Origin of the sequence: Prescottella agglutinans (assembly GCF_004011865.1) — a bacterium.
GTDB lineage: Bacteria > Actinomycetota > Actinomycetes > Mycobacteriales > Mycobacteriaceae > Prescottella > Prescottella agglutinans.
This window is the reverse complement of the sequence record NZ_RKLP01000001.1, coordinates 132364-146414: the sequence shown is the minus strand read 5'-3', so window position 1 is coordinate 146414 and position 14051 is coordinate 132364. Positions and strand designations below refer to the sequence as shown.

At 67.6% G+C, this 14051-nt stretch carries 15 protein-coding genes; 11 read left to right on the top strand and 4 right to left on the bottom strand.

The genetic code is table 11. The features are described from left to right. Nucleotides 1–21: 21 nt before the first annotated feature. Nucleotides 22–282, bottom strand: coding sequence for a 30S ribosomal protein S20 (gene rpsT, locus EGT67_RS00750; protein WP_127914144.1), 261 nt, complete (start codon nucleotides 280–282; stop codon nucleotides 22–24). A 307-nt stretch (nucleotides 283–589) separates the two neighbouring features. On the opposite strand from rpsT, the gene EGT67_RS00745 reads away from it, so the two are divergent. Then, nucleotides 590–1360: an aquaporin gene (locus EGT67_RS00745; RefSeq protein WP_127914143.1), complete on the top strand. Its 771-nt coding sequence runs from the start codon at nucleotides 590–592 to the stop codon at nucleotides 1358–1360. A 67-nt stretch (nucleotides 1361–1427) separates the two neighbouring features. On the opposite strand, the gene EGT67_RS00740 is transcribed toward EGT67_RS00745, so the two are convergent. Beyond that, nucleotides 1428–1985: a type II toxin-antitoxin system PemK/MazF family toxin gene (locus EGT67_RS00740; protein WP_127914142.1), complete on the bottom strand. Its 558-nt coding sequence runs from the start codon at nucleotides 1983–1985 to the stop codon at nucleotides 1428–1430. A 955-nt stretch (nucleotides 1986–2940) separates the two neighbouring features. Here EGT67_RS00740 and lepA point away from each other — a divergent pair. Further along, nucleotides 2941–4809: a translation elongation factor 4 gene (lepA, locus tag EGT67_RS00735; protein ID WP_164877448.1), complete on the top strand. Its 1869-nt coding sequence runs from the start codon at nucleotides 2941–2943 to the stop codon at nucleotides 4807–4809. An 11-nt stretch (nucleotides 4810–4820) separates the two neighbouring features. After that, nucleotides 4821–5753 (top strand): NAD(P)H-dependent flavin oxidoreductase, encoded by a 933-nt coding sequence (locus EGT67_RS00730; protein ID WP_127914140.1) that lies wholly within the window; start codon nucleotides 4821–4823, stop codon nucleotides 5751–5753. 7 nt (nucleotides 5754–5760) lie between these two features. Here EGT67_RS00730 and EGT67_RS00725 read toward each other — a convergent pair whose 3' ends face one another. Together EGT67_RS00725 and EGT67_RS00720 are read right to left on the bottom strand one after the other, a co-directional pair. Continuing rightward, nucleotides 5761–6138, bottom strand: coding sequence for a VOC family protein (locus tag EGT67_RS00725; protein ID WP_127914139.1), 378 nt, complete (start codon nucleotides 6136–6138; stop codon nucleotides 5761–5763). A gap of 47 nt (nucleotides 6139–6185) precedes the next feature. Then, entirely contained in the window at nucleotides 6186–8156 is a 1971-nt protein-coding gene (locus EGT67_RS00720; protein ID WP_127914138.1) for a glycoside hydrolase family 15 protein, read from the bottom strand. Between the two features lie 102 nt (nucleotides 8157–8258). Here EGT67_RS00720 and EGT67_RS00715 point away from each other — a divergent pair, with 102 nt between their 5' ends. From EGT67_RS00715 to EGT67_RS00690, 8 genes are all read left to right on the top strand, one after another. Beyond that, entirely contained in the window at nucleotides 8259–8483 is a 225-nt protein-coding gene (locus EGT67_RS00715; protein WP_127914137.1) for a hypothetical protein, read from the top strand. A gap of 133 nt (nucleotides 8484–8616) precedes the next feature. Further along, nucleotides 8617–8706 carry an Ms4533A family Cys-rich leader peptide gene (locus EGT67_RS25585; RefSeq protein WP_408586374.1) on the top strand — a complete coding sequence of 30 codons (90 nt, stop codon included), beginning with the start codon at nucleotides 8617–8619 and terminating at the stop codon, nucleotides 8704–8706. Between the two features lie 227 nt (nucleotides 8707–8933). Next, the gene (locus EGT67_RS00710) at nucleotides 8934–9965 is read left to right on the top strand and encodes a sulfate ABC transporter substrate-binding protein (RefSeq protein ID WP_127914136.1); all 1032 of its coding nucleotides are present in this window, start codon (nucleotides 8934–8936) and stop codon (nucleotides 9963–9965) included. Next, the gene (locus tag EGT67_RS25580; RefSeq protein ID WP_421958064.1) at nucleotides 9863–10177 is read left to right on the top strand and encodes an Ms4533A family Cys-rich leader peptide; all 315 of its coding nucleotides are present in this window, start codon (nucleotides 9863–9865) and stop codon (nucleotides 10175–10177) included. Before EGT67_RS00710 ends, EGT67_RS25580 begins: the two co-directional genes overlap by 103 nt. Nucleotides 10178–10390: 213 nt before the next feature. Continuing rightward, a complete protein-coding gene (locus EGT67_RS00705; protein ID WP_127914135.1) occupies nucleotides 10391–11422 on the top strand; it encodes a sulfate ABC transporter substrate-binding protein in 1032 nt (343 codons plus the stop codon). After that, nucleotides 11423–12256: a sulfate ABC transporter permease subunit CysT gene (gene cysT / locus EGT67_RS00700; protein WP_127914134.1), complete on the top strand. Its 834-nt coding sequence runs from the start codon at nucleotides 11423–11425 to the stop codon at nucleotides 12254–12256. Continuing rightward, nucleotides 12253–13059, top strand: a complete 807-nt coding sequence (gene cysW, locus EGT67_RS00695) for a sulfate ABC transporter permease subunit CysW (protein WP_127914133.1) — start codon at nucleotides 12253–12255, stop codon at nucleotides 13057–13059. The genes cysT and cysW overlap by 4 nt, the downstream gene beginning before the upstream one ends. Beyond that, complete coding sequence (locus EGT67_RS00690) at nucleotides 13056–14003, top strand: sulfate/molybdate ABC transporter ATP-binding protein (protein WP_127914132.1); 948 nt, start codon at nucleotides 13056–13058, stop codon at nucleotides 14001–14003. Before cysW ends, EGT67_RS00690 begins: the two co-directional genes overlap by 4 nt. Nucleotides 14004–14051: the final 48 nt, after the last annotated feature.

Genomic DNA, 14051 nt, shown 5'->3' with positions numbered 1-14051 from the left:
GGTGGAACCGTCAGAAACTTGTCAGAGAGAGTTGGCGACCTTCGCGAGCGCCGACTTCTTGTTGGCAGCCTGGTTGGCGTGAATGACGCCCTTGCCGGCTGCCTTGTCGAGCTTGCGGCTGGTGGCGACGAGGAGCTCGTTGGCCTTGTCCTTGTCACCGGCTGCCGCGGCCTCGCGGAAGGAACGGATCGCCGTACGCAGCGAGGACTTGACCGACTGGTTGCGGAGTCGGTTGCGCTCGTTGGTGCGGATCCGCTTCACCTGGGACTTGATGTTGGCCACGCGTAAAATCCTGTCGTCTTTGCGGGTTTCTGTCGAAAAGCTCTGGGCACACGTATGTACCGACCGACGACATTACCAGCACCCGTATCGCGATCTCAAACCGGCGTCCGGACGCTGCTCCGCCAGGCGGCGTCGACGGGCGGGTCGGATCCGTCCGGGCGTACGGCCGCGCGCGCCCGCCTTTCGGTGGAACAGGCGCTCCTGCCTGCGGATTCGGACCGACACGCGCCATATCCCGCAAACAGACCACCTTGTACGTAAAGTCCCGATCGACAGCGTTTATCAACTGGTTTCGGGAGGTGGGTGTATGTCGACAGCACAGGAAATTGCGGAAAAGGAAGAGATTTCGGATCTCAAGAAGTACTTGGCGGAAGGTATCGGCACTTTCGTCCTGGTCTTCTCGGCGATCGGAACGGCGGTCTTCGCCGGGGCCAAGGTCGGTCAGCTAGGGATCGCGTTCGCGTTCGGTCTCACGCTGATGTTCCTGGTCTACTCCATCGGTCCGATCTCGGGCTGCCATGTGAACCCGGCGGTGACGCTCGGCCACTTCATCCTCGGCCGCATCTCGGGAGCCAAGGCGGGCATCTACATGGGTGCCCAGGTGGTCGGCGGTCTCGCCGCGGGTCTGGCGGTCTACACGATCGCCCAGAGCCTGCCCACCTACAGCCGCGCCGAGGACGGCCTCGCCGCCAACGGCTGGGGTGTGCACAGCCCCTCGGCGGAGACCGGCCCGCTGGGCCAGCTCGTGTTGCCGGGCTACGGCATCGGTGCCGCCATGACGGTGGAGATCCTGCTGACCGCGCTGCTGGTCTTCGTGGTGCTGGCATCGACCGACCAGTTGTCGGACCTTCCGCTCGCCGGCGTCTCGATCGGCTTCACGCTGGCGGTGATCCACCTGATCTCGATCCCGATCGACAACACGTCGGTCAACCCGGCCCGCAGCTTCGCGGTCGCGCCCTTCCAGGACGGGGCCATGGGGCAGGTGTGGTTGTTCATCGTGTTCCCGTTGATCGGCGGCGCGTTGGGTGCGGTCATCTACCGCGCCCTCTTCGGCCGCTTCAATCGACTCAACGACTGACGCGAACCTCGAGGGGCCCGGCACGCGGATCGTGTGCCGGGCCCCTCGCGTCGTGTCGGTGGGCCGGTCAGGTCCAGCTGTAGTCGGAGCGCAGGCGGGCGCTGACGGCGTCGAAGCGGGCCCGGTCGAGGATGGCGCCCTCGCGGCGGATGCCGGCCTCGGGAACGTCGAGCACCCGGTCCAGCCGCACCCAGCTGGGGCGGTTCTCGGCGTCCCACGAGCCGGCGCCCAGCGGTAGCCAGTCGCGGTCGTCGTCCCGCCCGCTGTTCGACGACAGCATCAGCCCGAGCAGTGTGTGGCCGTCCCGGCCGACGACGAGGACCGGGCGATCCTTGCCCCGGCTCGGGTCCTCCTCGTAGGCGACCCACGTCCACACGATCTCACCCGGGTCGGCCTGGCCGTCCAGGCTCGGGGCGTACTCGATCCGGCGCGCCCGGTGGGCCGTGGGAGCGGAACTGCGTGACGCCGGGCGACCGGGAGCGACCGTGGGATGCGGCGGCCCGGTGATCGCCTCGGTCGCGCGTTTGACCGGCGCGGTGTTCTGAAGCTGCCGAAGCAGTTTCGGGCCCTGTTGGACGGCGAAGGTGCCGAGCTTCCTGCCGATACTGCCCCACGTGCTCGCCATGGGATCCGAGTTTAGTTGCGTCGCGGTCCCCGGTTCGGGACGCCGGCGCCGCGGTGTCGCATGCGTTCGGGTCTGCCGACCGGACACGTGTAACTCGGGCGGAAGGTGGCGGCGATGAATCGGTGACGGAGTCGGTTCGACCGGTTCGTCGTCGGAGGATTCGAAGATCTCGGGGAGGACGGACTGAAATGCTTCATGAGGAAGGCGTTGCCCTACTTCTCGATGACCCAGCCGGATCGGGCGGTCTTCCACGTCTTCGTGGACTGCCCGCGGGGGAGTCGGATCCGCGGGTTCGACCGTGCCTCGGGGCGCGGTCCGTCGGCGGGTGCGTACTCGCTGTGTGAATTGTGTCGGGTACTCGACGATTCGGTCGACGGGTGGACCTGCCGGTCCTGACCGGTCGGATCCCCTCGTGGGTTGGTGGTGCGATGTGACGCGGCATTTGCCCTGGCGCAGGTGACTCGAGACGACTGTCTCTGAATCGGTCAGATCGTCGTTGTCTGCGCGACAGGCCCCACGGCCCGTCGAGTTGGACTAGCGTCCAACTCGCTGCCCTGTTCCACGTGGGGCAGTCGGGGTGCGCCGCAGGCCCCTGACCTCGCCGGTGCACGGCCGGGCGGTGGCAGCAGGGAGAGCTGATTCGACAACCACCGCCAGGCAACCCCGGGGCCGGATGTGGCCTGTCGACCGAAGGATGGGGCGGTCGGCAGGCCTCTCGTCTCGAAGACCGCGGACGTCGTGTCCCGGCGATGCTGCGCGGACGTCCGGCATCGCGGCGCCCCGGCGCCGACCGTGACGGCGCATCGATTCCGACGGTGGCTCGATACCGCGTTCGAAGTCGTCGCTCGTGACCCTGGATGTGTACGCACCCCGGTGTCCAGGGGATGATGGGAGGGCGCGGGAGGCAGTGGATGCCGGTCCGGGCCGATGTCAGTGCGCGAGTGAGACGAGGGAATTGGGCTTGAGCAGCAACTTTGCGGAGAAGACGTTCACGGATCCGTCGAAGATCCGGAACTTCTGCATCATCGCGCACATCGACCACGGCAAGTCGACGCTCGCCGACCGGATGCTGCAGCTCACCGGTGTCGTCGAGGAGCGTGCCATGCGCGCGCAGTACCTCGACCGCATGGACATCGAGCGTGAGCGCGGCATCACCATCAAGGCACAGAACGTGCGTCTGCCGTGGACGGTCGAGAACGAGGACGGCACGACCGAAGAGATCGTCCTGCACCTGATCGACACGCCCGGCCACGTCGACTTCACCTACGAGGTCTCCCGCGCGCTCGAGGCCTGCGAGGGCGCGATCCTGCTCGTCGACGCCGCCCAGGGCATCGAGGCGCAGACCCTGGCCAACCTGTACCTGGCGATGGAGAAGGACCTCACCATCATCCCGGTGCTCAACAAGATCGACCTGCCCGCCGCGGACCCCGAGCGGTACGCCGCCGAGATCGCGCACATCGTCGGCTGCGAGCCCGAGGACGTGCTGAAGGTCTCCGGCAAGACCGGTGTCGGTGTGAAGGAACTGCTCGACGAGGTCGTCAAGCAGGTGCCCGCCCCGGTGGGCGACGCGGACGGTCCGGCCCGCGCGATGATCTTCGACTCCGTGTACGACGCCTACCGCGGCGTCGTCACCTACGTGCGCGTGGTGGACGGCAAGATCCGTCCCCGCGAGAAGATCACCATGATGTCGACCGGCACCACGCACGAACTGCTCGAGGTGGGCATCATCTCGCCCGAGCCCAAGGCCACCACCGGCCTGGGCGTCGGCGAGGTCGGCTATCTGATCACCGGTGTCAAGGACGTGCGCCAGTCGCGAGTCGGTGACACCGTCACCACCTTCCGCAACGGCGCGCAGGAGCCACTGACCGGCTACCGCGACCCCAAGCCGATGGTCTATTCCGGCCTGTACCCGATGGACGGCTCGGACTACCCGGTGCTGCGCGACGCGCTGGACAAGCTGCGCCTGAACGACGCGGCGCTGGCCTACGAGCCGGAAACGTCCGTGGCGCTGGGCTTCGGCTTCCGCTGCGGATTCCTCGGCCTGCTGCACATGGAGATCACCCGCGATCGGCTCGAGCGCGAGTTCGGCCTCGACCTCATCTCCACGGCGCCGAACGTGGTGTACCGCGTGGTGATGGAGGACGGCTCCGAGCACGAGGTGACCAACCCGTCGTACTGGCCGGAGGGCAAGGTGCGCGAGGTGTACGAGCCGATGGCCAAGTGCACCGTCATCGCACCGAGCGAGTTCACCGGCGCGATCATGGAGCTGTGTCAGTCCCGACGCGGTGAGCTCGGTGGGATGGACTACCTCTCGGAGACCCGCGTCGAGCTGCGCTACACGCTGCCGATGGGCGAGATCATGTTCGACTTCTTCGACGCCCTCAAGTCGCGGACCAAGGGCTACGCGAGCCTCGACTACGAGGAGTCGGGCGAGCAGCAGGCCGCGCTGGTGAAGGTGGACATCCTGCTGCAGGGCGAGACCGTCGACGCGTTCAGCGCGATCGTGCACAAGGATGCCGCGTTCGCCTACGGCAACAAGATGACCACCAAGCTGCGCGAGCTGATCCCGCGTCAGCAGTTCGAGGTGCCGATCCAGGCCGCGATCGGCTCGAAGATCATTGCGCGCGAGAACATTCGCGCGATCCGCAAGGACGTGCTCGCCAAGTGCTACGGCGGCGACATCAGCCGTAAGCGCAAGCTGCTCGAGAAGCAGAAGGAGGGCAAGAAGCGGATGAAGACCATCGGTCGCGTCGAGGTCCCGCAGGAGGCCTTCGTGGCGGCGCTGTCGAACGAGTCGGTGGCGGACAAGCCCAAGGGCAAGTAGGAGGGGACGCGATGATCGGCACCTGGTTGACCCGTGAACTCGGGTTGGAGGTGCCGATCTTCGGTGCCCCCATGGGTGGGCGCGCCGGCGGGCAGCTCGCCGGGGAGGTGACCCGGGCCGGCGGCCTGGGCCTGCTCGGCGCAGCGCGCTACGCCACCCCCGACTGGATCGCCGAGGAGTCCGCGATCGCCCGCGAGATCGGGGGTGGTCTGCTCGGCATCGGGCTGATGACGTGGTCCCTCGACGTGGACGACACCCTGCTGGATGCGGCGCTGGCCGAGAAGCCCCGCGTGGTGTCGCTGTCCTTCGGCGATCCCGCGCCGTACGTCGAGCGGGTCCACGCGGCCGGTGCGTTGGCCGTCTCGCAGGTCAACACGCTCGAGGACCTGCGGGTCGTCGAGCGGGCGGGGGTCGACTTCGTCATCGCGCAGGGCGGCGAGGCGGGCGGGCACACCGGGCGGATCGGCACGCTGCCGCTGCTGCAGGAAGTGCTCGACGCGACGAGCCTCCCGGTGCTCGCGGCCGGCGGCATCGGAACGGGCCGGGGACTGGCCGCCGTCATCGCGGCCGGCGCCGACGGCGCGATGATCGGCACCGCCCTCCTCGCCAGCCCCGAAACGATCGGCCCCGCGTACGCGCGCGCCAAACTGATCGAGGCCGGCAGCGCCGACACCGTCTACACGTCGGTGTTCGACCAGGCTCGCGATCAGCCCTGGCCGGCCCGCTGGGGCGGGCGCGCCCTCGCCAACGACTACACCGCGAAGTGGCACGGTCAGGGTGCGAACAACGAAACCCTCTCGGCCGCTTACGATCCCGCGGATCCGAATCAGGGTGTCGTGTACGCCGGCGAGGTGGCCGGTCTCGTGACGTCGGAGCGTCCGGCCGGCGAGGTCGTCCGCACCATCGCCGCCGACGCCGAACGCCTGCTGCGGCGAGCCTTCTGACCCGATCTCACTCGGGGCGGTGACAGACCGCTTCGATGTTGTTTCCGTCGGGATCGCGCACGAACGCGCCGTAGTAGCCGGGGTGGTACTCCGGCCATTCGCGCGGTTGGTGCAGCACCTCGGCGCCCATCTCGACGGCGGCCGCGAAGAAGGCGTCGACCGCGGCGCGGGTGTCGGCGACGAATGCGACGTGGTTCTCGCGGAAGCCAGCGTCGGCGGGCACCAGCGGGCTGATCCAGAAGTCCGGGTGCGGCGGCACGCCGTATCCGATGACGCCGGGGGCGGGTTCGACGACCCGCTTTCCGCCGAGCGGAGCGAGCACGGCGTCGTAGAACGCGGCGCCGGCCTCGATGTCGGCGCATTGAATTCCCAGATGATCCAGCATGCGCAGATCGTGACACAGGTCACCGACAGGCGCAGAGCTTCCCGAGGTCAGGACGGGCCGTGCGCGGGCTGGAACGTTCCGGTGTGCCCGGACTCCTCGGCGCGGATGACGTGCACGACGGCGTTGATCAGCGCCAGGTGGGTGAACGCCTGCGGGAAGTTGCCCAGGTGCCGGCCTGTCTTGGGGTCGATCTCCTCGCCGTAGAGCTTGAGGGGGCTCGCGAACGCGAGGAGCCGCTCGCACAGGTCCTTGGCCCGCTTCACCTCCCCGATCTCGACGAGCGCCGACACCAGCCAGAACGAGCAGATCGTGAACGTACCCTCCTTGCCGGACAGGCCGTCGTCGGTGGACTCGACTCGGTAGCGGAGCACGAGTCCGTCCTCGGTGAGCTCGTCGGCGATCGCCAGGACGGTGGCCCGGATCCGGGGGTCGTCTGCGGGCAGGAACCGCAGCAGGGGAGCCAGCAGCAGCGACGCGTCGAGTGACGGGTGCCCGTAGCGCTGCGTGAGCACCCCGCGGTCGTCGACGCCGTGCTCGAGGACGTCGGCCTTGACGTCCTCGGCGATCTCGGCCCACTGCACCGCATAGGTCTTCTCACCGTGCAGCTTGGCGAGCTTGACGCCGCGGTCGAGCGCCACCCAGCACATGATCTTCGACGACGTGAAGTGCTGCGGTTCGCCGCGTACCTCCCAGATCCCGCGGTCGGGCTCGCGCCAATGCTCGATGACCTCCTCGACCTGCCGTTTGAGCAGCGGCCACAACGTCTCGGGGACCTGGTCGCGGGAGCGCACGTGCAGGTACACCGAGTCGAGCAGGGTCCCCCAGATGTCGTGCTGCTTCTGGTTGTAGGCGCCGTTACCGATCCGCACGGGCAGGGCCCCGTCGTACCCCTTGAGGTGACCGAGCTCCTCCTCGACGAGGGTGTGCTCGCCGCCCACGCCGTACATCACCTGCAGTGGGGCCGGATCGCCGTTGTCGGACTGCGCAGAGTCGAAGATGAACGAGAAGAAGTCGTTGGCCTCACGATCGAGGCCCAGCGTGTAGAGGCCCCAGAGCGCGAAGGTCGAATCCCGTACCCACGCGTATCGATAGTCCCAATTGCGTTCGCCGCCCGGGGTTTCCGGAAGGGAAGTGGTAGGTGCGGCGAGCAGTGCGCCGGTCGGTGCGTAGGTCAGACCCTTGAGGGTCAGCGCACTGCTCTGCAGGTGGCTCCGCCACGGATGGTCGGGGAAACGCCCGATCGTCACCCATTGCCTCCAGCACTCGGTCGTCTGCCACATCTTGTCGGCGGCCTCGGCGAAGGTCCGCGGCGCCGACAGCTCCGACCACGACAGTGCCACGAACGCGTTGTCCCCCTCCACCATGCGGGTGCGGGCCCGGGCCTCTCGACCCTCGATCCCGAGTCGCAGGTTCGACGTCAGCCGCAGTGCCGGATGCTCGTTCTCCGACGCGCAGTGGCACGTGGCCGTCGCCTCCTCGTACACCTTGCCGGTGTAACTCCAGTCGGCCGGGGCGCGGTGGTAGTCGAACGCCGGCTCGCAGACCATCTCCAGCTCGACGGTGCCGCTCACGCATTTGACGGTCCGCAACAGGATGTGTTCGGCGTCCCAGTCCGACGGTGTCCGGCGGCGGGTGGGGGAGCGCAGTTCGTTGGCGTGCCACGGGCCCATCACGAGTGCGTCGCGCACGATCAGCCAGCCGGTCTGGGTCTGCCACGTGGTCTCGAGGATCAGCCCGCCTGGCAGGTATCGGCGCGCAGACGGCACGTTCTGCCCGTACGGTCCGATCCGGAAGTGCCCGGCGCTGCGGTCGAGGATCGCGCCGAACACGCTGGGGGAGTCGGGGCGCGGGACGCACATCCACTCGACGGCGCCGTTGCGGGCGACCAGGCAGTTCGTCTCGCAATCCGAAAGGAAGGCGTAGTCGTCGATCGGTGGGAAGACGCTCCGACGCTTCGGTGCCACCTCGTCGGAATCCCCCGACGAAATCGGGACGGGTTGCTCGGCGGTGGACGTCATCACCTCATCATCGACCCGGGCGTTGCTCACCGTCCACAGTTCGGGAACCCGAGTTGGTCCGCCCTGTTCGGTGCGGGTCGGGCCAGCGGCTAGGGTGGTCGGGTGGATCAACTCGCGAGCTGGTGGGACGGCGCCGAACTGTGGGTGGCCGGCCTGCCGTTCATCCCCCAGGTCGCCCTGGTGCTCGCGGTGATGATCCCGTGCTGTTTCGGTATCGCCTGGTTGCTCGACCGTGCCCTGTCGGCAGTGTTCGCGCTGCTGGGGCGCGCCGAGGTCGTCGATTCCGTCGGCCATCCGGACGGGCAAACGAAGGTGGAGGGTTCTTAGATGCCGCGCTCACGCGTGACCATTGCGCTGATTGCGCTGATCATCCTGGTCGTCATCGCCTGGTTCTTCACCCGCTGACCCTGCCGGTCGGTTTTCCCGGCGCCCTTCCGGGTCGTCTGCTACCATCTGCCGCGTGTCTCCAGTCACCGCGCCCCGGATCCGCCATGAATTGGCGTTGATCGCTGTCGGTGGTCTGGCAGTTGCCGACATTCACTGTTGCTGAATCGAATCACGGCGTTCGTTCTCTCCTGAGCCCCGGTATCCGACTGCCGGTCCGTCCTATCGTCGTCGCATGTCGACGGTGGACGCGTTCTGCGCTCGATCCTTCCGAACGCCATCTCTCACCCCCGGTACTCGCCGTGAGTACCGGATGCTGAGCCCGGGCGTGTTCCGGGTCGATTCCGTCTGTGATCTGCACTGGCCAGACCTGTAGGAAGGTAGTCCGACATCATGAAGCAGCGTTCCCGTTTGTTCCTGACCGCACTCGCCACGATCGGCGCCGTCACGCTGACCGCGTGCAGCGGCGGCTCGAGCGACGTCGCGGGCGGCGCCGAAACCGCCGCCGACGGCAGCGGCGGCACCATCAACCTCTTCGCCTACGCGGTCCCGAAGCCGGGATTCGACAAGGTGACCGCGGGGTTCGCCGAGACCGAGGAAGGCAAGGGCGTCACCTTCAACCCGTCCTACGGTGCCTCGGGCGACCAGTCGCGCAAGGTCAAGGACGGGGCACAGGCCGACTTCGTCAACTTCTCCGTCGAGCCCGACATTACCCGGTTGGTCGACGCCGGGCTGGTCGACAAGGACTGGAACAGCGGCGCCTACAACGGGATTCCGTTCGGCTCGGTCGTCACGATCGTCGTCCGGGAAGGCAACCCGAAGAACATCAAGGACTGGGACGACCTGCTCCAGCCCGGACTCGAGGTCGTCACCCCGAACCCGTTCAGTTCCGGATCGGCGAAATGGAACCTTCTCGCGCCGTACGCCGCGAAGAGTGAGGGCGGCAAGAACCCGCAGGCCGGCCTGGACTACCTGGACAAGTTGGTCGGCGAGCACGTCAGGGTGCAGCCCAAGTCCGGTCGCGAGGCAACCGAGACGTTCCTGCAGGGTACCGGCGACGTGCTGCTGAGCTACGAGAACGAGGCGCTGTTCACCGAGCGCAACGGCGACCCGGTCGAGCACGTCACCCCGCCGGCGACGTTCAAGATCGAGAACCCGGCCGCGGTCATCTCCAACAGCCCGAACATCGCCCAGGCCACCGCCTTCCGCGACTACCTCTACACGACCGACGCGCAGCGCCTGTGGGCCGAGGCCGGGTTCCGTCCGGTCGACCCGGAGGTCGCGAAGGAGTTCGCCGCCGACTTCCCCCAGCCGCAGACGCTGTGGACCATCGCCGACCTGGGCGGCTGGAAGACCGTCGACGCCGAACTGTTCAAGCAGGGCAGCGGCAGCATCGCCGTCATCTACGACAACGCGACGAAGTAGAGCAGTGCCGGACGATCCCGCAAGGCGGACATGCCTTGCGGGATCGCTGTCGCCAGACCGTCGCCCGCCGTTTTCGATCTTGCGATTCGGGCGCCGACCGGGCCTCTGCTAAAGTCTGCCGCGTGTCGTTAGTCGCCGCTCACCAGGTCCGCCATGAATTGGCGTTGATCGCTGTCGGCCGACTTGCAGTCGCAGACATTCACTGTTGTTGATTCGAATCTCGGCGTTCGCCCTCGCATAGCCGGGGCATCCGACCACCCCTGTCGATTTCGAGGGGGCCGGTCGGTCGCGCACCGCGCGCTTCTTCCGAACGCCGCCTCGCCCCGGAACTCCGCGCGAGTTCCACACGCGTAGACCCGATGTTGCCGAGTTGATTCCGTATGTGATCCTCTGCACTTGCCAGCCCGGTAGGAAGGTAAACCGCAATGAAACACCGCTCTCGATTGTTTCTGACCGCACTCGCCACGATCGGCGCAGTCGCGCTGACCGCGTGCAGCGGCGGTTCGAGCGATGTCGTGGGCGGCTCCGACGCCGGTGCGGGTGGCGGCGCCGGCGCCGTCAACATGTTCGCGTTCGGCGTTCCCAAGCCCGGCTACGACAAGGTGACCGCGGGATTCGCCGAGACCGAGGAGGGCGACGGCGTCACCTTCAACTCGTCCTACGGTGCCTCGGGCGACCAGTCGCGCAAGGTGAAGGACGGCGCGCAGGCCGACTTCGTGAGCTTCTCGGTCGAGCCCGAGATCACCCGGTTGGTCGACGCCGGTCTGGTGGACGAGGACTGGAACAGCGGCGCCTACAACGGGATTCCGTTCGGCTCGGTCGTCACGCTCGTGGTTCGCGAGGGCAACCCGAAGAACATCAGGGACTGGGACGATCTGCTCCGGCCCGGCGTCGAGGTGGTCACCCCGAACCCGTTCAGTTCCGGTTCGGCGAAGTGGAACCTGTTGGCGCCGTACGCCGCCAAGAGCGAGGGCGGCAAGAACCCGCAGGCCGGCCTGGACTACCTGGAGAAGTTGGTCGACGAGCACGTCAGGGTGCAGCCGAAGTCGGGTCGCGAGGCGACGGAGACGTTCCTGCAGGGCACCGGCGACGTGCTGCTGAGCTACGAGAACGAGGCGCTGTTCACCGAGCGCAAGGGAGATCCGGTCGAGCACGTCACGCCGCCGGTGACGTTCAAGATCGAGAACCCGGTCGCGGTGGTCGAGGGCGGCCGGAACGTCGCCGCGGCCACCGCCTTCCGTGACTACCTGTACACGACCGACGCGCAGCGCCTGTGGGCCGAGGCCGGCTTCCGTCCGGTGGACCCGGCGGTCGCGGCGGAGTTCGCGGCGGAATTCCCGCAGCCGCAGACGCTGTGGACCGCGGCGGATCTCGGCGGTTGGACCGAGATCGACCAGAATCTGTTCACGCAGGGCAGCGGCAGCATCGCCGTCATCTACGACAACGCGACCAAGTAAATGACCACGACACTGACTCGCAAGAAGAACTGGCTGGCCGTCACCGGCACCGTCGGCCCGCTGGGCATCGGCGTCGCCGCGCTGTGGCTCAGCATCATCGTGTTGCTGCCGCTCGCGGCGCTCACCGTCACGTCCCTCGAGGACGGCATCAGCGGCTTCTGGGACGCGATCACCGCGCCCGGCGCACTCGCGTCGCTGCGGGTCACGATCACGGTGTCCGTGGTGGTCGCGCTCGTCAACGTCGTGATGGGCACGATGATCGCCTGGGTGCTGGTGCGGGACGATTTCCCGGGCAAGCGAATCGTCAACGCGCTCATCGACCTCCCGTTCGCGCTGCCGACGATCGTGGCCAGCATCGTGCTGCTGTCGCTGTACGGACCGCAGAGCCCGATCGACGTGCACCTCAACGCCACCAAGCCGGGTCTGATCGTGGCGCTTGCGTTCGTCACGTTGCCCTTCGTGGTCCGGTCGGTGCAGCCGGTGCTGATGGAGGCCGACCGCGAGGTCGAGGAGGCGGCCGCGTCCCTGGGCGCGAGCAACTGGACGATCTTCCGCCAGGTGGTGCTGCCGACCCTGACGCCGGCGATCATCAGCGGCGCGGGACTGGCCTTCGCCCGCGCCATCGGCGAGTACGGTTCGGTGGTCCTGATCGGCGGAAACATTCCCCGTGAGACCCAGGTGGCATCCCAGTACATTCAGCAGCAGATCGAGATCGACCGACCGGTCAGCGCCGCAGCGGTGTCGGTGACACTGTTGGCGATCGCGTTCGTGACGCTGTTCGTGCTGCGCATCTTCGCGGCCCGCAACCAGCGTCGAGAGGAGCAGGCGCAGTGAAGGTCTCCCCGTGGGCGCGGATCAGCATCCGCACGATCGTCCTCGCCTACCTGTTCGTGCTGCTGATCGTCCCGATCGGCGTCATCCTGTACCGCACGTTCGAGAACGGGTTCGTCGCCTTCTACCAGGCGATCAGCACCCCGGCGGCGATCTCGGCCCTCAACCTGTCGCTGTTGATCGTCGCGATCGTCGTGCCGATCAACGTCGTGTTCGGCATCGTGACCGCACTGGCGCTGGTGCGGGGACGTTTCCCGGGACGGGGCCTGCTGCAGTCCGTCGTGGACCTGCCGTTCGCGGTGTCGCCCATCGTCGTCGGCGTCTCGCTGATCCTGCTGTGGGGTGCCAACGGCTGGTTCGGCGGCGTCGAGTCGCTCGGGTTCAAGGTGATCTTCGGGCTGCCCGGCATGGTGATCGCGACGATCTTCGTGACGCTGCCGTTCGTGGTGCGCGAAGTGGAACCGGTGCTGCACGAGATCGGCGACGAGCAGGAACAGGCGGCGGCCACGCTGGGCGCGTCCAAGTGGCAGACGTTCTCGCGGATCACGTTGCCCGCCATCCGCTGGGGGTTGACGTACGGCATCGTCCTCACCGTCGCCCGCGCGCTCGGTGAGTTCGGTGCGGTGATCATGGTCTCGTCCGGCATTCCCGGCCAGTCGCAGACCCTGACGTTGCTCGTGCACTCCCGATACATCGACGACCACAACACCTTCGGGGCCTACGCCGCGGCGACACTGCTGATGTCGATCGCGCTCGTGACCCTGCTGCTGATGACTCTGCTCGACCGCAAGAGGAGCACGACATGATTACCGTGACCGGGGCGCGTAAGAACTACGGCGATTTCGCCGCGCTCGACGACGTCACCCTCGAGATCCCGTCGGGGTCGCTGACGGCACTGCTGGGGCCCAGCGGCTCGGGCAAGTCGACGCTGCTGCGGTCCATCGCCGGGCTCGAACAGCCCGACTCCGGGACCATTACGATCGCCGGCAAGGACGTCACCGGTGTGCCGCCGCAGAAGCGCGACATCGGGTTCGTGTTCCAGCATTACGCGGCGTTCAAGCACATGACGGTGCGCGACAACGTCGCGTTCGGGCTCAAGATCCGCAAGCGTCCCAAGGCGGAGATCGCGAAGAAGGTCGACGATCTGCTCGAGATCGTGGGGCTCGACGGCTTCCAGCACCGCTATCCGGCGCAGCTGTCGGGCGGTCAGCGTCAGCGCATGGCCCTCGCGCGGGCGCTCGCGGTGGATCCGCAGGTGCTGCTGCTCGACGAACCCTTCGGCGCCCTCGACGCGAAGGTGCGTGACGATCTGCGGGCGTGGCTGCGCCGGCTGCACGACGAGGTCCACGTGACGACGGTGCTCGTCACCCACGACCAGGAGGAGGCGCTCGACGTCGCCGACCGGATCGCGGTGCTCAACAAGGGGCGGGTCGAGCAGGTCGGCACCCCGCAGGAGCTGTACGACACCCCGGCCAACGACTTCGTGATGTCGTTCCTCGGCCCGGTCGCGCGGCTCAACGGGCAGCTGGTCCGCCCGCACGACCTCCGGTTGGATCGCAATCAGCTCCCGCAGTCGTTCGCGGCCACCGTGTCCCGTGTCGTGCACCTCGGATTCGAGGTGCGCGTCGAGTTGCAGCCGAAGACCGGCGCGCAGGAACTCTCCGCGCAGATCACGCGCAGCGATGCCGACGCCCTGGCGCTGCGAGAGGGCGAGACGGTGTACGTCCGTCCGACCGACGTCACCGGCTGACCGGTACGCCCGCGAAAGGCCCGGCCCCGCTGCGGGGCCGGGCCTTTC

Coding starts and splice junctions, on each gene's coding strand:
- EGT67_RS00745 (WP_127914143.1), top strand. CDS start 590: ATGTCGACAGCACAGGAAATTGCGGAAAAGGAAGAGATTTCGGATCTC.
- EGT67_RS00690 (WP_127914132.1), top strand. CDS start 13,056: ATGATTACCGTGACCGGGGCGCGTAAGAACTACGGCGATTTCGCCGCG.
- EGT67_RS00720 (WP_127914138.1), bottom strand. CDS start 8,156: ATGACGTCCACCGCCGAGCAACCCGTCCCGATTTCGTCGGGGGATTCC.
- EGT67_RS00725 (WP_127914139.1), bottom strand. CDS start 6,138: ATGCTGGATCATCTGGGAATTCAATGCGCCGACATCGAGGCCGGCGCC.
- EGT67_RS00740 (WP_127914142.1), bottom strand. CDS start 1,985: ATGGCGAGCACGTGGGGCAGTATCGGCAGGAAGCTCGGCACCTTCGCC.
- EGT67_RS00730 (WP_127914140.1), top strand. CDS start 4,821: ATGATCGGCACCTGGTTGACCCGTGAACTCGGGTTGGAGGTGCCGATC.
- EGT67_RS00710 (WP_127914136.1), top strand. CDS start 8,934: ATGAAGCAGCGTTCCCGTTTGTTCCTGACCGCACTCGCCACGATCGGC.
- EGT67_RS00705 (WP_127914135.1), top strand. CDS start 10,391: ATGAAACACCGCTCTCGATTGTTTCTGACCGCACTCGCCACGATCGGC.
- cysT (WP_127914134.1), top strand. CDS start 11,423: ATGACCACGACACTGACTCGCAAGAAGAACTGGCTGGCCGTCACCGGC.